Raw genomic sequence first — 20,898 nt, 5'->3', positions numbered from 1 at the left:
GTGTGCACAGACGTGTGCACACCACCGCGTGATTCAGACAGCAGCCCAGGAGCCGGTATGAACGACGCTGCCCGTACCTACGACGTGATCGTCATCGGAGCCGGACCGGTCGGTGAGAATCTCGCCGACCGCACGCAGGCCGCAGGGCTCAGCACGGTCGTCGTGGAGAGCGAGCTGGTCGGCGGCGAGTGCTCCTACTGGGCGTGCATGCCGAGCAAGGCACTGCTGCGCCCGGTGGTCGCCCGCGCCGACGCGAGCCGGCTGCCGGGGCTGGCCCGCGCGGTCGCGGGACCGCTGGACGCCGCTGACGTCCTCGCCCGCCGAGACGAGTTCACCTCGCACTGGAAGGACGACGGCCAGGTGGGCTGGCTGGAGTCGGTCGGCGTCGATCTCGTACGCGGCCAGGGCCGCCTGGACGGTCCCAAGCAGGTCGCGGTGCTGACGCCGGAGGGCGAGACCGTACGGCTGACCGCGCGGCACGCCGTCGCCGTCTGCACCGGCACCTCCGCCGCGCTGCCCAAGCTGCCGGGCATCGCCGACATCAACCCGTGGACCAGCCGTGAGGCGACCAGCGCCAAGGAGGTCCCCGGCCGCCTGGTCGTGGTCGGCGGCGGTGTGGTGGCCGTCGAGATGGCCACCGCCTGGCAGGCGCTCGGCTCGCGGGTGACCATGCTCGTGCGCGGCGACCGCCTGCTGGAGCGCATGGAGCCCTTCGTCGGCGAACTGGTCACCGAGGGCCTGCGCGAGGCGGGCGTGGAGGTGCACTTCGGTACGAACGTGCCGATCGTCGAGCGCGACGGCGCGGACGGCGAGGTACGGGTCGGCCTGGAGGGCGGCCAGCGGGTCGTCGCCGACGAGATCCTCTTCGCCACCGGCCGCTCGCCGCGCACCGGCGACCTCGGGCTGGAGACGGTCGGCCTGCGCCCCGGGGACTGGCTGGGCGTGGACGTCACCTGCCGGGTCACCGGTGTGCCGGACGGCTGGCTCTACGCGGCGGGCGACGTCAACCACCGCGCGCTCCTCACCCACCAGGGCAAGTACCAGGCCAGGATCGCCGGGGCCGTGATCGCCGCCCGCGCCAAGGGCGAGCCGGTCGACGACGCGCCCTGGGGTCCGCACGCCGCCACCGCCGACGACGCCGCCGTGCCGCAGGTGGTCTTCACCGACCCCGAGGCGGCCTCCGTGGGCCTCACGGCGAGCGAGGCGGAGCGCGCCGGACACCGGACCAAGGTCGTGGACTACGACCTCGGCCAGGTCGCGGGCGCCTCCCTCTACGCCGACGGCTACCGGGGCAAGGCCCGCATGGTCGTGGACCTCGACCGAGGCATCCTGCTCGGCGTCACCTTCGTCGGCCCCGGCGTCGGCGAACTCCTGCACTCCGCGACGGTCGCCGTCGCGGGCGAGGTGCCCATCGAGCGGCTGTGGCACGCGGTCCCGGCGTACCCGACGATCAGTGAGGTGTGGCTGCGCCTGCTGGAGGAGTACCGGGGCTGACCGCGGTCATGGCCGCGGCGGATGTGCCCTGACGTTTGTCAGGAGCGGCGCGGACGGGGGCCTTCCTAATGGTGCGCCCCCGTGACGGCCGTCGACCCCGGCTCGTATCTGGCCTCGCACTACGGGCCGAGCTACGGCTCCGGTCAGACCGGGCGGCGCTATTACAACGGCGAGGAGAGGGAACTCGCCTGCTGGACGACCGGTGACGGCGACGCCGACGGGCACGGCGACCGCTACTGGTTCATGCTCGACTTCGACGGCGACAGCGGCTACGTCAACGACTGGTATCTGACGACCGGTTCCGCCGCCCAGTGGCAGCCGCACGTCCCGCACTGCTGACTGACGCATCCTCAGAAGCGTTCAGCGTTCAGCGTTCAGCGTTCAGCGCGCGGCGAGTTCGGCGTAGAGAGCCGAAGGGTCGGCGGCGAGGCCGGCCTTGACCTGACGGCTGGTGTCGTCGGCCAGCACCTCGTACAGCCCGGCCTCGACGCCGTCGAGCGCGATGCGGGCGATCTTGGCGGGGTCCGACTTGGGGGCGTCGACGCCCGCGGCCATGTCGGTGTCCATGTAGCCGACGTGCAGGCCGGTGACGAGGGTGCCCTGGCCGTGCAGCGCCAGCCGGGTGGCGTTGGTCAGGGACCACTCGGCGGACTTGGCGGCCGAGTAGACGGCGCTGCCCGGCGTGGTGAACCAGGACAGGGCCGACAGCACGTTGAGCACCGCGCCGCCGCCGTTGCGGGCCAGGACCGGCGCGAAGGCGCGGCTGACGGCGAGCGTGCCGAAGACGTGGGTCTCGAACTCGTTCCGGACGACGTCCATCTCGCTGGTGAGCAGGTCCACCCCGTTCGACGCGCCCGCGTTGTTGATCAGCAGGGTGACGTCACCGGCCGCCTCGGCCGCCGCCCGTACCGACTCGGGGTCGGTGATATCCAGCGCGAGCGGTACGGCGCCCGGGACGGTGACCGAGGCCGGGTTGCGGGCGGCGGCGTAGACCTTGGCCGCGCCCCCGTCGAGCAGGGCCTGGACGAACTTCTCGCCGAGGCCGCGGTTGCCTCCGGTGACGAGGGCGACGGCGCCGTTGATCTGCATGGGAGTGCCTTTCGGGAGGAGAGCGGTCCGTGGCCGGTACGCGCGCGGCCCGGGGGGTCGCGTGCGGTCCGCACGGATGCGGCCGACCATGGAAACCGATCGGTTTCCACCACCGTATACCGATCGGTTTCCGATGCCAAGCCGGAGCGGTAACCTCGGGGTATGACCACGACACAGAAGTCCGGCGCTACGGAGAAGTCCGGCACGCGCGACCGCCTGCTCGACGCCGCGGCCGGGCTCTTCTACCGGGAAGGCGTCGGCACCGGCATCGACGCGCTGTGCAAGGCCGCCGGGGTGTCCAAGCGCTCGATGTACCAGCTCTTCGCGAGCAAGGACGAGGTGCTGGCCGCCGCGCTCGACCGGCAGGGGCCGCCCGTCGAGGCCCGGCTGCTGCCGCCGCCCGGCGCGCCCGCGGCGCCGCGCGACCGCGTCCTGTACGTCTTCGAGCGGCTGGAGGAGACCGCCGCCTCGGCCGACTACCGCGGCTGCCCCTTCCTCGCCACGCAGGTCGAGCTGAAGGACCCGGAGCACCCGGCGAGTGTCGTGGCCCGCCGCAACAAGCAGGTGCTCACCGACTTCTTTCGCGCCGAGGCCGCGCGCGGCGGGGCCGCCGACCCCGCACTGCTGGCCCGCCAGCTCACCCTGGTCTTCGACGGCGCCAGCGCCCGCGCCGGGATCAAGGCGGAGGTCCTGGACGGCCTGGCGCTGAGCACGGCCGTCGCCGTCCTGGACGCGGCGGGCCTGACGGCTCCTCGGGCCTGACGGCTCCTCGGGCCTGACGGTGAGGAGGGTCTGACAGCGCGGCGGATCACGAACGGCCCCTTCGGCAGCTGGCACGCACGGCCGCCGCGTTGCCCGAGTAGCTCTGCTATTAGGGCATCCCGGTGCGTTGCGCTCAGCGGGTCCCCCCGGACGGAGTCCGGGGGGAGCACCGGGCACCGCCGGGACCGCCCATGATCCGCCGGACAGGCCCTAGTCGGGCAGTGCCACCTCCGCGAGCCTGCCGCTCGCCACGTCGAACACGAAGCCGCGCACCGCGTCGGTGTGCGGGATGAACGGGCTGTTCCTGATCCGGGCCGCGGACTGGCGGACGTCGGTCTCCAGATCGGTGAACGCCTCGGCCGCCCACGGCGGTTTGATGCCCGTCTCCTCGCGGATCGACTCGCGGAAGGCGTCGTCGCCGAAGGTGAGCATGCCGCAGTCGGTGTGGTGGATCAGCACGATCTCCCGTGTGCCCAGCAGCCGCTGACTGATCGCCAGCGAACGGATCGCGTCGTCGGTGGCCACCCCGCCCGCGTTGCGGATCACATGCGAGTCGCCCTCGGCGAGACCGAGCGCCCCGTACACATTGAGCCGGGCGTCCATGCACGCCAGAACCGCCGTGTGCCGGGCGGGCGGCAGCGGCAGCGGACCCTCGAAGGCCGCCGCGTACGCCGTGTTGTTCTCCAGATAGCCGTCGGTGGCGGTGGGGTGGTCGGTCATGGGAGCCTCCTGGTCGCGCTGAGCGGTGACGTCATGCGTGACGTCATACGGGTGAGGTCATGCGGTCCGCCGCCAGGCGTCCGCCAGCAACTCGTGGGAACGGACCCGGTCCCGGTGGTCGTGGGTGATGGTGGTGACCAGCAACTCATCGGCGCCCGTGGCCTGTTGGAGCACCCGCAGCCGGTCCGCGACACTTTCGGGTGTGCCGGTGAACTGGGTGCGCACCCGGTCCTCGACCAGCGCCCGCTCGTCCGCCGTCCACGAGTGGACCGCGGCCTCCTCCGGACTCGGGAAGGGGATCGCGCCCTGACCCGAGCGGATGCTGTGCACCCACAGCGCGTACGGCGACGCCAAGTGCCGCGCGGTGGCGTCGTCCTCGGCGACCACGACATCGGCCGAGACCAGCACATGCGGCTCGTCGAGCGTGGCGGAGGGCACGAACGCCTTGCGGTACGCGTCCACCGCTTCGAGGACGGCGGCCGGACTCACGTGGTAATTCGCCGCGAAGGGCAGGCCGAGCGCGCCCGCCGCCTGCGCGCTCGCCCCGCCGCTGCTGCCCAGCACCCACACCTGGAGATCGGCGCCCTCGCCGGGCACCGCGTGCGCGTCGAGTCCCTCCGGTGTCCGGTAGTCCCCGCGCAGCAGCCCGAGGATCTGGTCGAGCTGGTCGCGGTACTCGGGCAGTTCGGCCCCCGGGTACTGCACGAGCTGCGTGTAGCGCGTCAGCAGCGGAGAGCCGATCAGCCGGCTGAAGTCGTACGGCGCGGGGATCAGCAGCCCCTCCGGTGTGTACCGGGCCTCGGTGCGGCGCGGCGCCGGGGGAGCGGCGGGCGCGCCGCCGGACGCGGACGGCTTACGGAATCCGGTACGGCCGAGGCCCAGGTCGATCCGGCCCGGGTACAGCGCGTCGAGCAGCCCGAACTCCTCGACCACCGACAGCGGTGTGCGGTGCCCGAGCTGCACCGCGCCCGCGCCCACCCGGATTCGTGCGGTCGCCGCCGCCACGAGCTGGATCACCAGCGCGGGCGACACCCCGGCGACCCCGGTCGTCAGATGGTGCTCGGCCAGCCAGTAGCGCGCGTATCCGGCGGCCTCCGCGCGCTGTGCCAGGTCCACGGTGTTGCGCAGCGCCTGCGCGGCGGTGGAGCCCGAACTGATCGGCGACAGGTCGAGAATCGACAGCGGCACCGACGCCGAGTTCGAGGAAGCCGAAGAGGCGGAAGGGTCCGGGGAACTCGAAGGGTCCGACGGACGTGAGGGGTTCGATGAGCCGGAAGCTGCGGGAACGCTCATGCGGCGTCGCCCTCCTTTGCGATGGTGCCTGCGCCGACGGTGTCCTTACGCGGAGAGGCCGTGTTCACCGGCCCCCAGTCCCACGGCGGATCGGGTATCTCCGCGCGGAGCACGGGCGCGACCTCGGACTGGAAACGCTCCAGCGACGTACGGTGCTCGGCCTCGCCGAGCCCGCTCGCGTCCGCGTGCAGATGCAGCACGGTGTGCCCGAACTCCTCGTGATAGCGGTGCACTTTCTCGATCACCTGCTGCGGGCTGCCGATCAGCGCCGAACTGCGCTCCACGAAGTCCTCCAGCGTCCCGAAGACCACCGGCAGGCCCACCTCCTTCTGGAACGCCAGATTGCTCTCGAAGATCGGCCGGTAGACCTCCAGCGCCTCCTGCGAGGTGCGGGCCACGTACAGCCCCGCGGAACCCGCGCCCACCGCGATGTCCGCCGGATCGTGCCCGTAGTGCTCCCAGCGCTCCCGGTAGTAGCGGATCAACTCGGCATACGGCTGGATGGGGTTGGTGACATTCGCCGAGAACAGCGGATCGCCGTAGCGGGCGGCGAGGTCCACGGACTCCTTGCTGGTCGCGCTGCCGTGCCAGACCCGGATCGGCCGCTGGTACGGCCGCGGCCAGACCTCCGCGTCCTTCAGCTCGGGGCGGAAGCGGGTCCGCGCGGTCACCTTGTCCTGCCGCCAGATCTGCCGGAACACCTCGTAGCTCTCGGCGTTGCGGTCCCACTGGTCCTCGGGTGTGACGTGGAACAGCTCGCGCTGCGCCGTGCCGTTGCCCTTGCCGATGATCAGGTCCAGGCGGCCCTCGGAGAGATGGTCGAGCGTCGCGTAGTCCTCGTACGCCCTGACCGGGTCCAGCAGGCTCAGCGTGGTGACCGCGGTGAAGAGCCGGATGCGCCGGGTGATCGCCGCCACATGGCTGAGCACCACCGTCGGCGAGGAGGAGATGAACGGCCGCTCGTGCCGCTCTCCCACCCCGAACCCGTCGAAGCCCAACTCCTCGGCGAGCACCGCGTTGTCGAGGACTTCCCTGAAGCGCTCATGAGTGGACTTCAGGACGCCGGTGACCGGGTCGGGCCGGTGCACGATCAGCGTGATGGCGAGGAACTTCATGCCACCGACTCCCGTACGTCCGCGGCGTCGCCCCCGGCGTCCGGGTGGGCCAGGCCGAGGTGGTCCCGCAGCGTGCCGCCCTCGTACTCGGTACGGAACACACCGCGTTCCTGGAGCAGCGGTACGACGGTGTCGGCGAAGACGTCGAGACCGCCGGGGGTGATGTGCGGGACGAGGATGAAACCGTCGCTCGCGTCGGCCTGCACAAAGGAGTTGATGGTCTCCGCGACCGTCGTGGGGGAGCCGACGAACGACTGGCGGTTGCCGGTCTCGATGACCAGGTCACGGATGGACCACTTGTTGGCCGCCGCCAGCTCCCGCCACTCGCGGGCGGTCGCCAACGGGTCGCGGTACATCCGGACTTGAGCCCGGCCGCGGGCGATGGTGTGCTCGCCGAGATCCGGGTCGATCTCGGGCAGCGGGCCCTCCGGGTCGTACCCGGACAGGTCGCGGTTCCAGACGAATTCCAGGTGCTTGATCGCGGTGGCACCGCTGACCTGCGCGCGGCGCACCTCGCGGGACAGCTCCTCCGCCTCGGCGTCGGTGTCGCCGAGCACGAAGGTGGCGGCGGGCAGGATCAGCAACTGGTCCGCCCTGCGGCCGTGCCGGGCCAGGCGCCCCTTGACGTCCGTGTAGAACTCCCGCCCCTCCTTGAGAGTGCTGTACCGGCTGAAGATCGCGTCCGCGCTCGACGCGGCGAATTCGCGTCCCTCTTCCGAGTCCCCCGCCTGGAAGATCACCGGGCGGCCCTGCGGGCTGCGCGGGACGTTGAACTGCCCCTGGATGTCGAAGTGCTGGCCCTTATGGACGAAGGCCCCGGCCCGCGCGTCCCGCAGGAACGTCCCGGTCTCCCGGTCGGCGACGATCTCGTCGCCGTGCCAGGAGTCGAACAGCTCATTGGCGGTGGCCAGGAACTCCCGCGCCCTGGAGTACCGCTCGTCCTGCGGAAGGAAGCCGCCGCGCCGGAAGTTCTCGCCCGTGAAGGCGTCCCAGGAGGTGACGACGTTCCACGCGGCGCGGCCCGCGGACAGGTGGTCGAGGCTGGCGAACTGCCGGGCCACCTCGTACGGCTCGTTGAACGTCGAGTTGATCGTGCCGGTCAGGCCGATCCGCTCGGTCACCGCGGCCAGCGCGGCGAGCACGGTGAAGGTGTCCGGGCGGCCGACGACGTCCAAGTCGTAGATATGGCCGCCCTGTTCGCGCAGCCGCAGGCCCTCGGCGAGGAAGAGGAAGTCGAACTTGGCCCGCTCCGCGGTGCGCGCGAAGTGGGCGAAGGAGCTGAACTCGATGTGGCTGCCCGCGGCCGGGTCGCTCCACACGGTGGTGTTGTTGACGCCGGGGAAGTGGGCCGCGAGATGGATCTGCTTCAGGGGCTTGCTCATGACGGTCGGATCCTCCGGCTCAGGCGCTGGTGGTGGCGTAACGGTTCGCGGGGCGCGTGAGCCCCAGCAGGCCGCGGAGCGTGCCGGCCTCGTACGCGCGCCGGAAGGCGCCGCGCGCCTGCAACTCGGGCACCAGGCCGCGGGTGATCGCGGGCAGGTCGTGGCCGAGCGCCGCCGGCCGCAGCCGGTAACCGGTGAGCCCGGCGTCCTGCCACTCCAGCAGCAGGTCGGCCAGTTCGGCGGGCGTCCCGGCGAAGACGGTCGCGTCGCTGGTGTACGGCTGGTCGAGCAGCGCGTCCAGCCGGTCCCTGCGGGCCTCGGCCGCCGCGCGGTCGTTGTCGAGGAAGACCACCAGATCGCCGAAGACATGGACCGGTTCGGCCTCCCGGCCCGCGGCCCGCTGCTCGGCGCGGATCTCCGCGACGATCGCCGCCGCCTGCCCCGCGTCGTGCGGGGTCACATAGCCGATGTCCGCGGCGCGCCCCACCAGCCGGTACGGCACGGTCGCGTGCGCGAGCGCGGTCACCGGCGGCTGGCCCTGCGGCGGGCGCGGTGTGATCGAGGGGCCCTTGACGCCGAAGTGGCGGCCCTGGAAGTCGATGTAATGGAGCTTGTCGCGGTCCACGAAACGGCCGGTGGCCACGTCCCGGATCTCCGCGTCGTCCTCCCAGCTATCCCACAGCCGCCGCAGCACCTCGACGTAGTCCGCGGCCTCGTCGAAGAGGTCGGTGACCAGGTCCTGGACGTGCGGCTGGTCGTACTCCTCGATGCGGAACGCCGGGAATTCGCGGCGGCCGAAGTGCGCGGCCTCGTGCTGTCGGGCGGAGATCTGGATGCGCAGCCCGGCCCGGCCGCCGCTCACGTAGTCCAGGGTGGCGATGGCCTTGGACAGGTGGAACGGCTCGGTGTGCGTGGCGATCAGGGTCGGCACCAGACCGATGTGGCTGGTCAGCGGGGCGACCCTGGACGCGATGAGCACGGCGTCCAGCCGGCCGCGCACCTGGTCGGTGCGCTCGTCGGGGTCGCCGTACCCGGTCGACTGGAGCCCGAGGGAGTCCTCGATGGTGACGAAGTCCAGCAGGCCGCGCTCGGCTTCGGTCACGGCGTCCGCCCAGTAGGCGGCGTCGAACAGTTCGCCGGGTCGCGCGTCCGGCTCCCGCCACGCGGCCGGGTGCCAGCCCGCGCCGTCCAGGGCGACCGCGAGGTGCAGCGGCGGACGGGCGGCGGACGCCGACGGAGCGGACGAAGGTGATGAAGCGGGCTCGGGGGAGGCGGAGGAGGACAGGGATGACGGGTGTGCGGACACGGCGAAGTGCCTTCCTGATCGACCGGAGGAGGACACGGCCGCCCCATGGCGGTCGCGTCGGCGGGGTCAGATCAGGCGCAACAGAGCGCGCCGGCGACGCGCTGGAGATCGATGTGCTGGCGCCCGTACAGATGCACGACGGGTCCGCGCGGGACGAGGGTGCGCACGTCGGCGCGGTCGAAGTCCGCTCGCACTGTCGTCACCCCCGTCCGGGCGGTACGGCCGGGGGCCGTACCGGAGTCGCGCTTGCGGGTCCGGTCGGGACCCGCCTGGTTGTCACCTGGAGCACCCCGCCGCGAGGGAGGGTTGCCGGTCAGCCAGCCAGGGCTTGTCGCTGACACTCATCACCTGAATTCGACGCTATCTCGCGGATACCGTCCCGCGCAATGGCGTCCGTCACCGGTGTCCGTCACCGGCGTTCATTCGCCCGCGCCGCCGGTGCCTTCCGCGTCGCCGTCGCCGCCCGGCACCCGTACGCCCCGGAAGTGCGTGGTGCGGCGCAGCGCGAAGCCGATCGACTCGTAGAGCCGGATGGCGTTGACGTTGCTGCCCGCCGCGTGCAGGAACGGGCGGTCGCCCCGGCCGCGGATCCCGGCCGCCGTGTGCCGCACCAGCCGGGACGCCAGGCCCTGGCCGCGGAACGCGTCGTCGGTGCACACGGCGCTGATCTCGGTCCAGCCGTCGAGCCGCAGCCGCTCACCGGCCATGGCCACGAGCTTTCCGTCGCGGCGGATGCCGTAGTAGGCGCCCAGCTCGATGGTGCGCTGCCTGAACGGACCCGGCTTGGTCCGCTCGACCAGGTCCAGCATCTCCGGTACGTCCGCAGGGCCGAGCGGGCGCGCCTCCGGATCGGCCTCGTCCAGCAGCGCGTCGGTCCCGACGAGCTGCACGCCCTCGGCTCCCCACTCGCTGCGCCACCCGTCGGGCGTGGCCGGGACGCCGGCCAGCGCGAAGGTCGCGCCGGGACCCATGAGGGCGGCGAGGTCCGCCCACGCGGCCGGATCGGCGGGGTCGGCGAGCGCCACGAAGGGCGAGACGTCCTCCGGGTAGCGCGCGGCGGAGCCGACGATCTGCGCGAGATGGCGATGCGCCCCGGTCAGCGCGGCCCAGGCGGGGTTGTCCAGAGGGTGCGGCGACGCGGGAAAGACCTGGTCGCCGGCGGGTCCGGGGTTCTGGGGCTGCTGCTGCGGGTGCTGAAGGCTGGTCGACATGGTCGCCGTGACTCTCCGTTCTGCTGTCGTACGGCGCGTCGCCGTCACTGCGCTGTCGCCGGGCGGTAGGGGCGGCCGATCGCGAACCGTCCTGACCCCGGACGGCCGTCCACGAGGTCGGCGGCGATTTCGCCGACCACTGATGCGAACTTGAATCCGTGCCCGGAAAATCCCGCGAGGACGGTGAAAGGTCCCACACGGTCGATCACGAAGTCATGATCGGGGGTCGTGGTGTACAAGCAGGTCACCGGGGTGGGCCGGGTGTGATCGACACCGGGCAGCCACCGGGCGGCGTACTCCTGGAGCCTGCCGAGGACCACGGGATCGGGCGTGCGGTCCCGGTCGTCCGGGTCCACGACCGGGCCGATCCCGTGGAATCCGGCCTTCACCCCGTCGGCGCTGCCGAGGCCGTACACGCCCGCGGCCTCGTCGATACCGGCCCCGCCGTGGTGGATGAAGGCGGGCCAGTCCGGCGCGTCGGGGGCGGGGAAGTGCACCGGCTGCTCCTGGGTGACGCGCAGCGGCGGCGGGCCCTCGGTGACCTGGCCGAGCGTGCGGGCCGCCCAGCCGCCGACGGCCACGACCACGGCGTCCGCGGCGATCACCTCGTCCTGCGCGGTGACCACCTCGGCGCCCGAGCCGCGCCGCCGCAGCGCGCCGACCTTGACGCCGTGCCGTACGGTCGCGCCCTTGGCCCGCGCGGCCTGCTGGAAGGCGGCCACCGCGTCGTCGGCGTGCAGCCGCCCGGCCTCGGGGTGGAACAGCGCGGTGGTGTCCGCGACGAGCCCCGGCCAGCGCTCGGCGGCGGCCCGCGCGGTCAGCTCCTGGCTGGGCCGCCCGGCCCCGCGCAGCGCGTCCCGCAGCGCCGCGACGGCCCGCGCGGGCCCGTGGTCGACGGCCCCGGTCAGGGTCAGTACGGTGCTGCCCGTCTCGTCCTGGAGCCGCCGCCACAGCGGAAGCGCCCGTACGGCGAGGCCGACGTAGAACGGATCGGCGTACGCGAGCCGGAAGATCCGGGAGCTGCCGTGCGAGCTGCCCCGGTCGTGGCCGGGCGCGAACTGTTCGAGCAGCGTGACCTCGGCGCCGCGCGAGGCGAGGTGCCAGGCCGCGGACGAGCCCATGGCCCCGCCTCCGACGACGACGACTTTCCTGCGTGTCATGGCGGTCGACTTCCTTTCGGTCGGTGCGGGGCCGTGCCGCGGCCGGTACGGGGTCAGGAGTTGGTCAGCGGCAGCCCCGGCGGGTTGACCAGCGAGGCGGGCACCGCTTCGTTGGCCAGATTCCACGCGGCGAGCCACTGCGCGTACTGACCATTCTTGATCAGGTGGTTGATCGCGTCGGCCAGGGGCTTGGCCAGGCCGCTGTCCTTCTTCGCCGTGGCGCAGATCAGCCCTTGCAGGGACGCCCCGGCGCCGGAGAACTTGCCCGCGCTGCGGGTGGCGTTCGGCGAGCCCGCGGTCTGCGTGCCGTGGTAGGCGATGCTCGGGTTGGGCGCGAAGTAGGCGTCGATCCGGCCGGAGTTGAGCGCCAGATAGGTGCTGTTGGAGTCCTGGAAGTACTTGATCGTGAGCTTCTTGCCGTCGGCCTTCAGCTCGCTCTGCCACTTCAGCAGGATCTTCTCCTGGTTGGTGCCCGCGCCGACCGCGACGGTCTTGCCCGCCAGGCTGCGGTAGGTGCCGTCGAAGTTCCAGGTGTCGCTCTTCTTCACCTCGAAGCCGAGGTTGTCCTGCCGGTAGCTGGCGAAGTCGTACTTCTCCTTGCGCTGCTCGGTGTCGGTGATGTTGGAGAAGCCGACATCGGTCTTGCCGCTGTCGATGCCGACGAAGAGGTTGTCCCAGGTGGCGTTGGACAGCACGGGCTTGAGGCCGAAGACGGCGGCGATCAGCCGGCCGAGGTCGGGCTCGGAGCCGGTGATGGTCTTCTGGTCCGCGCCGACGTAGCCGATCGGCGGCGAGCCGGCGGGCAGGAAGCCCAGGCCGATGACGAGTTGCTTGCTGTCGAGCACGGACTTGGGCAGCTCGGCGCGGATGGCGGCGACCTCCGGGACGGTGAGCGTGATCTCCTTGGCGGCGCCGTTGGACTGCGCGCCGACCACGACGGTGCCCTTGGCGTCCGCGGCGGCCGGTGCCGCGGCGTCCGAGCCGCTGTCGCTGCCGCAGGCGGCGAGGCCGAAGGTGAGGGCGGCGACGGCGATGCCCGCGGCGACGCGTCTGGTGGCGGTGGTACGGATGTCGGGCATGGTGAACCTCGCTGATGGTGAGCGGATGTGCGGGGGGTGACGTATCGGGCGCCCGCGGGCTGGCGGCCGTCGCTGTGGAAGGCGCCTGTGTCCGCGCCTTGGCCCGCGGCGTACGGGGGTTCGGAGGAGGGTTCAGAGGACCTTGCTGAGGAATTCGCGGGTCCTGGGGTGCCGGGGGTTGTCCAACACCTGGTCGGGCGGGCCCTGTTCGACGATCCGGCCGCCGTCCAGGAAGACGACGGTGTCGGCGACCTCGCGGGCGAAGCCGATCTCGTGCGTGACGACGATCAGCGTCGTACCGCTGGTGGCGAGATCACGGATGACTGCCAGTACCTCGCCGACGAGTTCGGGGTCGAGCGCCGAGGTCGGCTCGTCGAAGAGGATGACGCCGGGTTCGAGGGCCAGCGCGCGGGCGATGGCCACCCGCTGCTGCTGGCCGCCGGAGAGCTGCCGGGGATAGGCGTCGACCTTGTCGGCGAGCCCGACCCGGCCGAGCAGCGCGCGGGCCAGTTCCTCCGCCTCGGCCCTGGTCTTCTGCCGGGCCGCGACCGGCGCTGCGGCCACGTTGTCCAGCACGCTGAGGTGCGGGAAGAGGTTGAAGCCCTGGAAGACGAAGCCGATCCGGCGGCGCTGGGCGAGGATCGCCCGCTCGCTGATCTCCTTGAGCCGGCCGCGGTGGTGCCGTACGCCGATCGGCTCGCCGTTGAGGCTGACGTAGCCGATGTCCAGCTTCTCCAGGTGGTTGATCGCCCGCAGCAGCGTCGACTTGCCGGAGCCCGACGGGCCGAGGATCACCGTCACCTGTCCGGGCTGCACGGTCAGATCGACACCGGAGAGCACCTGGTGCGTGCCGTACCACTTGTGCGCGTCGTGGACGGTCACGGCGGCGGGGCGCGCGGTCACCGCGGTGACCAACGTGTCGGCGGGGACGCGGTCGGCGCTCATGCGATCGATCCGATCTCGGCGCGCGCCCGCAGATCGCGCACTGCCGTACGCAGCCGTTGCAACGGCGTCGGCGGTACGGTCCGCAGCGCGCCGCGTGAGAAGTACCGCTCGACGTAGAACTGGACCACCGAGACGACGCTGGTCAGGATCACGTACCAGACGGTCGCCACCAGCAGCAGCGGGACGACGTCACCCGGATACGTACTGCCCATGCTCTCCACCTTGCCGAAGAGGTCGAGCAGGGAGACGTAGAAGACCAGCGAGGTGCTCTTGATCAGCCCGATCAACTGGTTGACGTACGAGGGCACGATCGCCCGCAGCGCCTGCGGGAAGACGATCCGGGTGAACTGGTAGCCGCGCGGCAGGCCGAGCGCGGCGGCGGCCTCGTGCTGTCCCTGGTCCACCGAGAGCACTCCGGCGCGCACCACTTCGGCGGCGTAGGCGGCCTCGTTGAGGCTGATGCCGACCACGGCCACCACCATGTCGGTGGCCAGCCGCGACTCGTCGAAGTGCACGAAGCCGGGACCGAAGGGCACGCCCAGACTCAATGTGGCGTACAGCGAGGAGAAGTTGAACAGGAACAGGAGGATGACGATCAGCGGCACCGAGCGGAACAGCCAGATGTAGATCCAGCTCACCGAGCGCAGCACCGGGCTCCTGGACAGTCGGCACAGGGCGAGCAGGATGCCGCCGAGCAGCCCGAACAGGGCGCTCCAGGCGGCGACTTGGAGCGTGACCAGCAGCCCGTCCAGGATCACCGGCCGCAGGAACCAGTAGCGGAAGCGGTCCCACTGGAAGAAGGGGTTGGTGACCAGGCCGTGCGTGATCTGCGCGACGAGCACCAGGGCGACGGCGGTCAGCGCCCAGCGCCAGGGGTGCCGCAGCGGGACGACGCGCTGCGCCGACCGGCCGACGCGTCTGTCGTCGGCGGGCGGGGTGCGCGGCGGCGGTGGAGCAGGGGTGGTGACGGTGTCGGTCGTGCCTTCCGGCACGGCGGTGTCGGTCGCGCCCGCGGGCACGGCGGGGCGGGGTGGCTCGCTCATCGGGGAACTCCAGCGCGAAGGGAGACGTCGGCAGCCGCCCCATGAGAAGGGGCGGTGGAGTGCGCGGGGGCCCGATGTGACAACGCGTCAGAAGCGTGCGGCGGGCCCGGGATTCAGCGTCGACACAGAGCGCTGCTGACACGCAGCAGGTCGATGTGCCGGTTGCGGTACGCGTCGTCCCGGAGATGACGGCGCCAGGCGGCGGCCGTCCTCGTAGCTGCGTACACCCTGGTCACCTCCCCTTGTGCCGGCCCGTAGGGGCCTCGCGTCGTGAGTCCGGGCCGGACAGCGGTCCGGCCTGGGCGTAAGTCAGCCAGGTGGCGCGTGCCACGTCAATGAACGCGTTGTGAATTCCGCCAGGTGGGACGCGCGGTCCGGCGACCGCCACGCACAAATCCCCGCGTCCCCCGGCGGTCGGCCGGGACGGGACACGGGGATCGGCGGGGAGGGGGTCTTCCGCGGGATCGGAGGGGGACGCGGTCTTCTACGCGATCAGCGGGGACGGGCCGGGGCTCGTGGGATCAGCGCGCGGGCGCGCCGGTCATTCGGCGGTCAGCCAGACGCAGGTGTCGGAGGGCAGCAGGCCGTCCTCCAGCGGGCCGCTGGCCAGCAGCACCCGGAGCCCGGCGGGGAGCGCGACCGGCTCGGCGGACAGGTTGACCAGGCACTGGAAGCCGCCGTCCCGGCGGAAGGCCACCGTGCCGGGACCCGCGTCCACCCACTCCAGCGTCTCCGGCAGCCACCGGAGGTACTCCCCGCGCAGCGCGAGACCGGCCCGGTACAGGGCGAGCACGGAGTGCGGATCGCCCTGCTGGGCCGCGACGGACCGCCCCGACCATTCGGCGGGCTGCGGCAGCCACGGACCGGCGCTCGCGCCGTCCGGCGAGAAGCCCAGCGAGACCGGCTCCGCCGACCACGGCAGCGGCACCCGGCAGCCGTCCCGGCCACGGTCGCGGCCCCCGGAGCGGGCATACGTCGGGTCCTGGATCAGGTGGTCGGGTATGTCCTCGACCTCGGCGAGGCCCAGTTCGTCGCCCTGGTAGACGTACACACCGCCCGGCAGGGCCAGCGTGAGCAGCGCCGCGGCGCGGGCCCTGCGGCGTCCGAGGACGGTGTCGCTCGGCGAGCCGAGCCGCTTGTCGCCCATGTCGAAGGACGTGTCCTCGCGGCCGTACCGCGTCACGTGCCGGATCGTGTCGTGGTTGGACAGCACCCAGGTGGGCGGCGCGCCCACCAGCCGGTGCGAGGCGAGCGTGGCGTCGACGACCTCGCGCAGCCCGGCCGCGTCCCAAGCGCAGCACAGGAACTCGAAGTTGAAGGCGGAGTGCAGCTCGTCGGGGCGCAGATAGCGGGCGAACTGCTCGGGCGTGGGCAGCCACACCTCGCCGACGAACACCCGCTCGCCGGGCGCCCCGCCGGGCCGGGGGCTGCGCGCGTAACCGTCGGCGATCTTCCGCCAGTCGCGGTAGATCTCGTGCACCGCGTCGCAGTCCTGGTAGGGAAGGTCGGTGACGTCCGGGTCCCGGCCGACGTCGGGCAGCCCCGGCTTCTTGGCCAGGCCGTGCGCCACGTCGATCCGGAAGCCGTCCACGCCGCGCTCCAGCCAGAACCGCAGGATGCTCTCGAACTCCGCCCGCACCTGCGGGTGTTCCCAGTTCAGATCGGGCTGCTCGGGCGCGAACATGTGCAGGTACCAGGGGCCGGGCGTGCCGTCCGCCTCGGTGATCCGGGTCCAGGCGGCGCCGCCGAAGTACGACTGCCAGTCGTTGGGCGGGAGTTCGCCGTCCGCGCCCCGGCCCGGCAGGAACCAGAAGCGCTCCCGCTCGGCCGCGTCCGGACCCGCCGCCAACGCGGCCCGGAACCAGGGGTGCTGGTCGGACGCGTGGTTGGGCACCAGATCCACGATGACCCGCAGGTCCTGCTCGTGCGCCTCGACGATGAGCCGCTCCGCCTCGGCGAGCGTCCCGAACATCGGGTCGATGTCACGGTAGTCGGCGACGTCGTAGCCGCCGTCGGCCATCGGGGAGACGTACCAGGGGTTGAACCAGAGCGCGTCGACGCCGAGATCCCGCAGGTAGGGGAGGCGCTCGCGGACCCCGGCGAGGTCTCCCATGCCGTCACCGTTGCCGTCGGCGAAGCTGCGCAGATAGATCTGGTAGATCGCGGCGTGCCGCCACCAGGCGGGTGCGGTGGGGGAGGCGGGCAGTGTCACGGGAGTCTCCTTGACGGTCGTGGAGAGCCAGGGCCCGGAGGGCCGCAGGGCATGCGCGGGGGCCGGTCCGCCCCGTCAGGGGTGCGGGGCGGACCGGGGTGTGCGGGGGCGTTACCAGCCGGTGTTGCCGGAGCCCCGGTTGATGGTGAAGGTCCCGGTGGTGCTGAGCCCGCCGGAGGCCGCGCCACTGACCGTGACGCCGCCGAAGGTGCCGGAGCCCTTCGAGTCGATCTCCAGGCCGTACGCGCCGGCCGTCTGGATCTTGACGTTGTTCAACGTCAGCCCGGTGACGGTCTTCTGATACGAGATCAGGACCGCGCTGTAGGTGCTGTCGGTGATGTCGAGGTCCTTGACCACGACGGGCGCCGTGATGTCGGAGCCGTCGGCGTAGATCCACAGCGCGCCGAGCTTGCTCTGCCAGTTCGGCTCGTAGCCGCCGGTGCGCAGCAGGGTGTTGCGCGCGACGGTGGTGGTGCCGCTGAACGGGACCGGCGCGGGATTGAAGTTGCGGGTGCTGACCGCGATGCCGGAGGCCCCGGTCACCGTGTCGGCGACGACGCTGTCCACGATCCGGTTGCCGTTGCCGCCGTAGATCGCGGCGGCGTTCGCCAGCAGCGGCATCTGCACGGTGTCGAAGCGGAAGGCGCAGTTGGTGACCGCGCTCGCCTCGGAGTACATCGCGAGACCGTCGTCCCCAGTGTTGCGAACGCTGGTGTTCCACACCTCGGTGTTCGCGGTGCCCTTGTGCAGATTGACGCCGTCGGCGGCGGTGTCGCGGATTCGCAGGCCGCCCACGTACAGGCCGTTGGTCGGCGCGTCGATCCACAGGCCGACCTTGGTGTGCTCGATCCACACGTCCTGGATGGTCGAGCCGTTGCCGAAGTCGCCCTCGATCGCGGCGTCGAAATTCGCGTCGTCGCGGTACGACACGTCACCGGAGATCGTCAGGTCCTGGACGGTGTTGGTGCCGCCCTGCCCGAAGAGCCCGCCCTTGCCGTTGAGGCCCTGGAGCACGGTGGCCCACTCGCCCGCGCCGCGCAGCGCGACCCCGGTCAGATTGACGTGCCCGGAGATGTTGTACGTGCCCGCGGGCAGCCACAGGCCCTTGCCCTGCGACGTGGCCGTCACCACCGCGCTGTTGAGCGCCGAGGTGTCGTCGCTCCCGTCGTTCGGGGTGACGCCGAGCGTCGTCGCGGAGACGAAGCCGGTCGCGGGCATGGCCTGGTCCGCGGCGACCTGCTCGGTCTCCATCAGGTCCAGGGTGTACGAGGCGGCGGTGCTGCCCGCGTCCTTCTGGAGCTTGAGCACCGTCCCGGCCGGGAAGTCCCCGATCTTGAACCGCGACTCGTCGAAGAAGTGGTGCGCCGAGCCCTGCGAGGGGTCGTTGTTGTACGGGTAACCGCCGTACACCCAGGCGTACTTCGACGACAGGTCGAGGTCGCGGACCTTGCTGCCGTTGGCGTAGAGGCTGAGCTGCGCCGAGGTGCCGGTGCCCGCCGCGTTGTCCGGGATCGAGTAGCGCAGCGTCATCGCGTTGGCGGGCTTGGTCAGGGTGAACTGCACATACTGGCCGGTGCTGTTGAGCACCACCGCCTTGCGTCCCGACGCCTCGGACGCCACCGTCAGATAGGTGCGGTCGGGGCCGATCGTGCTCGCGTTGGTGGTGCCGCTCTCCGCCTCGTAGGACGTGTACGGCACCGTGGCGCCGCGCGTGGCGTTGGCGACCGAGCCGGTCACCGCGACGCCGTCGATGTCGGGCGCGCCCGAGTCACCGGATTCGGTGCGCAGCGTCAGCGTGTTGAGCCCGGCCCGCAGCGGCGCGCTGACCGTGGCCGTCGACCACGCCCCGCCCGTACCCGGCAGCGCGACCTGCGCCACCTTCAGCCCGTTGGCCGTCAGCGTGATCGACGCGGCGGAACCGCTCCCGGTCCGGTACGCGACCGCCACCGGATAGCTCGCCGCGCCGGGCGCGCTGACGGCGAAGACCACCCGCGCGCCCTGCGCGCCGAAGCCCGTCAGATACCCGCTGCCGCTGAACCCCGAGGCGGTCGTGGCCACGCTCGGCCCGCCCGAGAAGTACGCGTCCTCCGCCTGGTGCGTGAGCGAACCGGCCGGGGGTGTGGTGGGCGGCGTCGTGGGAGGTGTGGTCGGCGGCGTCGTACTCGTCGTCGGCGTCGTCACCACGACGTTGTCCAGGTTCACGTTGCCGCTGTCGGCGGTGGTGAAGGTGAGCGCGATGGTGTTGGTGCCCGCTGTGTAGGTGACGGCCTGGTCGGTGGTGGTCCAGGTGTCCCAGTTGGCGGTGGCGGGGAGGCTGATCTGGCGGATCTTGGCACCGTTGACGTAGAGGCTGAGCGTCATGGTGGCGGTGGTGCCGTTGGCGTAACGGATGGTGACGCTTCCGGCGCCCGCGACGGCCGAGCTGACCGTGAAGCCGGTCGAGGCCGTGCCCTTGTTGGCGTCGGTGTAGCCGCTGACGAATCCGCTGCCCGTGTAGCCGGTGTGGTCACTGCTGACGACGGCCCCGCCGCTCAACGACGCGGACTCCGCCTCCAGTTGACCGGTCGTTGCGGGCGGTGTGGTGCTGCCGCTGGGCGTCGTCGCGGTGATGTTGTCGACGTTCACGTTGCCGCTGTCGGCGGTGGTGAAGGTGAGCGCGATCGTGTTGGTACCCGCCGTGTAGGTGATGGCCTGGTCGGTGGTGGTCCAGGTGTCCCAGTTGGCGGTGGCGGGGAGGCTGATCTGGCGGATCTTGGCACCGTTGACGTAGAGGCTGAGCGTCATGGTGGTGGTGGTGCCGTTTGCGTAACGGATCCTGACGCTTCCGGCTCCCGCCGAGGTGGCGGTGACCCGGAAGGCGGTGGACGCGGTGCCCTTGTTGGCGTCGGTGTAGCCGCCGACGAAGCCGTTGCCCGTGTAGCCGGTGTGGTCGGTGGCGACGACCGCGCCGCCGGACAGCGTCGCGGACTCCGCCTCGACGACCGTGGTCGCGGCGTGCGCCGACGGCGACGCCTGCCAGACCAGCAGTGCGATCAGCACCGCGAGCACCGCGGGCAGCACCGCCGCGAGCGTTCTGGCGCGGTGGGTTGGGGCGCTTGGAGACATGGGTGATCCTTCCCTGAGCACCGCACGACGTCGTGCGGCGGGGGTTGCCATGCGTGGGGGGTGAGCGCGGGCCCGCGCCCGGTCAGCCCTTGAGGCTGCCCGCGGTGAGGCCGTTGATGATGCTGCGCTGGAAGATGAGGAAGAGGACGAGCAGCGGAATGCTCGCCATCACCATTCCGGCCAGCAACTGGTTGGCGGGCATGTCGTCCGCCAACCGGTTCAGGGCGACCGTGATCGGCTGCTTCGCGGGATCGGGCAGCACGAGCATCGGCCAGAGGAAGTCCTTCCAGACACCGACCACCGCGAAGATCGACACGACCGCGAGCACCGGCCGGGACAGCGGCAGCACCAGCGACACGAGGATCCGTACCGTGCCCGCGCCGTCGATCCGGGCGGAGTCCAGCAGTTCGGTGGGGATCTGGTCGAAGAACCGCTTGAGGATGAAGATGTTGAAGGCGTTGGCGCAGGCCGGCAGCCAGACGGCCATCGGTGTGTTGATGAGATTGACGTGGATCAACGGCACGTCCACGACGGTCAGATACGTCGGCACCAGCAGCGCCGACACCGGCAGCATCAGCGTCGCCAGCATCATGGCGAGCACCACATTGCCCAGCACCGGCCGCAGCTTGGACAGCGAGTACGCGGCGGCCACGTCGACCACGAGCTGACAGGCCCACGCCCCGGCCGCCAGCAGCAGCGTGTTGAGGAAGTAGTGGCCGAGCCCGACCGACGACCAGGCTTCGGAGTACGCCTCCGGATGCCAGGAGTGCGGCACCATCGTCGGCCTCGGCTGGGCCAGTTCCGACGACGACTTGAGCGCGCCCGAGGCCATCCAGTACAGCGGGAAGAGAAAGGCGGCGGTGAAGCCGAGCAGCGTCGCGCCCAGCACGAACCGGTAGAGGAACCTCCCCGTGCGGCGGTTCATCTCGGTCGGCGCGATCAGCGTGCGGACAGCGGTCTGTGCGGCCATGGTCGTTCCCCT

The 20,898-nt window shown here is 71.6% G+C and carries 18 protein-coding genes and 1 riboswitch; of the genes, 3 read left to right on the top strand and 15 right to left on the bottom strand.

Annotation, left to right across the window (positions count from 1 at the left end):
- The first annotated feature begins 57 nt into the window (after positions 1-57).
- Complete coding sequence (locus tag ACIOC1_RS16335; RefSeq protein ID WP_401854823.1) at positions 58-1,494, top strand: dihydrolipoyl dehydrogenase family protein; 1,437 nt, start codon at positions 58-60, stop codon at positions 1,492-1,494.
- A gap of 81 nt (positions 1,495-1,575) precedes the next feature.
- A complete protein-coding gene (locus tag ACIOC1_RS16330; RefSeq protein ID WP_401854821.1) occupies positions 1,576-1,833 on the top strand; it encodes a hypothetical protein in 258 nt (85 codons plus the stop codon).
- Positions 1,834-1,875: 42 nt separating this feature from the next.
- Here ACIOC1_RS16330 and ACIOC1_RS16325 read toward each other — a convergent pair whose 3' ends face one another.
- On the bottom strand, positions 1,876-2,583 hold the full coding sequence (locus ACIOC1_RS16325; RefSeq protein ID WP_401719846.1) for an SDR family oxidoreductase: 708 nt from the start codon (positions 2,581-2,583) through the stop codon (positions 1,876-1,878).
- A gap of 162 nt (positions 2,584-2,745) precedes the next feature.
- Here ACIOC1_RS16325 and ACIOC1_RS16320 point away from each other — a divergent pair, with 162 nt between their 5' ends.
- On the top strand, positions 2,746-3,345 hold the full coding sequence (locus ACIOC1_RS16320; RefSeq protein ID WP_391051178.1) for a TetR family transcriptional regulator: 600 nt from the start codon (positions 2,746-2,748) through the stop codon (positions 3,343-3,345).
- Between the two features lie 210 nt (positions 3,346-3,555).
- Here ACIOC1_RS16320 and ACIOC1_RS16315 read toward each other — a convergent pair whose 3' ends face one another.
- The 14 genes from ACIOC1_RS16315 to ACIOC1_RS16250 all read right to left on the bottom strand — a co-directional run bounded on the left by ACIOC1_RS16315 (position 3,556) and on the right by ACIOC1_RS16250 (position 20,886).
- Positions 3,556-4,065 (bottom strand): carbonic anhydrase, encoded by a 510-nt coding sequence (locus ACIOC1_RS16315; RefSeq protein ID WP_355335616.1) that lies wholly within the window; start codon positions 4,063-4,065, stop codon positions 3,556-3,558.
- 57 nt (positions 4,066-4,122) lie between these two features.
- A complete protein-coding gene (locus tag ACIOC1_RS16310; protein ID WP_391051181.1) occupies positions 4,123-5,253 on the bottom strand; it encodes an LLM class flavin-dependent oxidoreductase in 1,131 nt (376 codons plus the stop codon).
- 101 nt (positions 5,254-5,354) lie between these two features.
- The gene (locus ACIOC1_RS16305; RefSeq protein ID WP_401854816.1) at positions 5,355-6,473 is read right to left on the bottom strand and encodes an LLM class flavin-dependent oxidoreductase; all 1,119 of its coding nucleotides are present in this window, start codon (positions 6,471-6,473) and stop codon (positions 5,355-5,357) included.
- Positions 6,470-7,855 (bottom strand): NtaA/DmoA family FMN-dependent monooxygenase, encoded by a 1,386-nt coding sequence (locus ACIOC1_RS16300; protein WP_391051185.1) that lies wholly within the window; start codon positions 7,853-7,855, stop codon positions 6,470-6,472. The genes ACIOC1_RS16305 and ACIOC1_RS16300 overlap by 4 nt, the downstream gene beginning before the upstream one ends.
- Before the next feature lie 19 nt (positions 7,856-7,874).
- Positions 7,875-9,065 (bottom strand): LLM class flavin-dependent oxidoreductase, encoded by a 1,191-nt coding sequence (locus ACIOC1_RS16295; protein WP_401854906.1) that lies wholly within the window; start codon positions 9,063-9,065, stop codon positions 7,875-7,877.
- A 167-nt stretch (positions 9,066-9,232) separates the two neighbouring features.
- Entirely contained in the window at positions 9,233-9,364 is a 132-nt protein-coding gene (locus tag ACIOC1_RS16290; protein WP_355335606.1) for a putative leader peptide, read from the bottom strand.
- Positions 9,365-9,398: 34 nt separating this feature from the next.
- A riboswitch (SAM riboswitch) is annotated at positions 9,399-9,510 on the bottom strand.
- A 70-nt stretch (positions 9,511-9,580) separates the two neighbouring features.
- On the bottom strand, positions 9,581-10,372 hold the full coding sequence (locus tag ACIOC1_RS16285) for a GNAT family N-acetyltransferase (protein WP_401854814.1): 792 nt from the start codon (positions 10,370-10,372) through the stop codon (positions 9,581-9,583).
- 44 nt (positions 10,373-10,416) lie between these two features.
- Positions 10,417-11,532: an FAD-dependent oxidoreductase gene (locus tag ACIOC1_RS16280; protein ID WP_401854811.1), complete on the bottom strand. Its 1,116-nt coding sequence runs from the start codon at positions 11,530-11,532 to the stop codon at positions 10,417-10,419.
- A 53-nt stretch (positions 11,533-11,585) separates the two neighbouring features.
- The gene (locus ACIOC1_RS16275; protein ID WP_355335599.1) at positions 11,586-12,611 is read right to left on the bottom strand and encodes a transporter substrate-binding domain-containing protein; all 1,026 of its coding nucleotides are present in this window, start codon (positions 12,609-12,611) and stop codon (positions 11,586-11,588) included.
- A 132-nt stretch (positions 12,612-12,743) separates the two neighbouring features.
- Positions 12,744-13,556, bottom strand: coding sequence for an ATP-binding cassette domain-containing protein (locus ACIOC1_RS16270; RefSeq protein WP_391051191.1), 813 nt, complete (start codon positions 13,554-13,556; stop codon positions 12,744-12,746).
- A complete protein-coding gene (locus ACIOC1_RS16265; RefSeq protein WP_355335595.1) occupies positions 13,553-14,599 on the bottom strand; it encodes an amino acid ABC transporter permease in 1,047 nt (348 codons plus the stop codon). Before ACIOC1_RS16265 ends, ACIOC1_RS16270 begins: the two co-directional genes overlap by 4 nt.
- Positions 14,600-15,140: 541 nt before the next feature.
- Positions 15,141-16,811 carry an alpha-amylase family glycosyl hydrolase gene (locus tag ACIOC1_RS16260; RefSeq protein ID WP_355335592.1) on the bottom strand — a complete coding sequence of 557 codons (1,671 nt, stop codon included), beginning with the start codon at positions 16,809-16,811 and terminating at the stop codon, positions 15,141-15,143.
- Between the two features lie 111 nt (positions 16,812-16,922).
- Positions 16,923-19,916 carry a carbohydrate-binding protein gene (locus ACIOC1_RS16255; RefSeq protein ID WP_401854807.1) on the bottom strand — a complete coding sequence of 998 codons (2,994 nt, stop codon included), beginning with the start codon at positions 19,914-19,916 and terminating at the stop codon, positions 16,923-16,925.
- An 82-nt stretch (positions 19,917-19,998) separates the two neighbouring features.
- Positions 19,999-20,886, bottom strand: coding sequence for a carbohydrate ABC transporter permease (locus ACIOC1_RS16250; RefSeq protein ID WP_355335587.1), 888 nt, complete (start codon positions 20,884-20,886; stop codon positions 19,999-20,001).
- Between the last annotated feature and the right edge of the window lie 12 nt (positions 20,887-20,898).

This window comes from Streptomyces sp. NPDC088197, from assembly GCF_044741185.1.
Lineage (GTDB): Bacteria > Actinomycetota > Actinomycetes > Streptomycetales > Streptomycetaceae > Actinacidiphila.
This window is presented reverse-complemented; position numbering and strand designations above follow the sequence as displayed.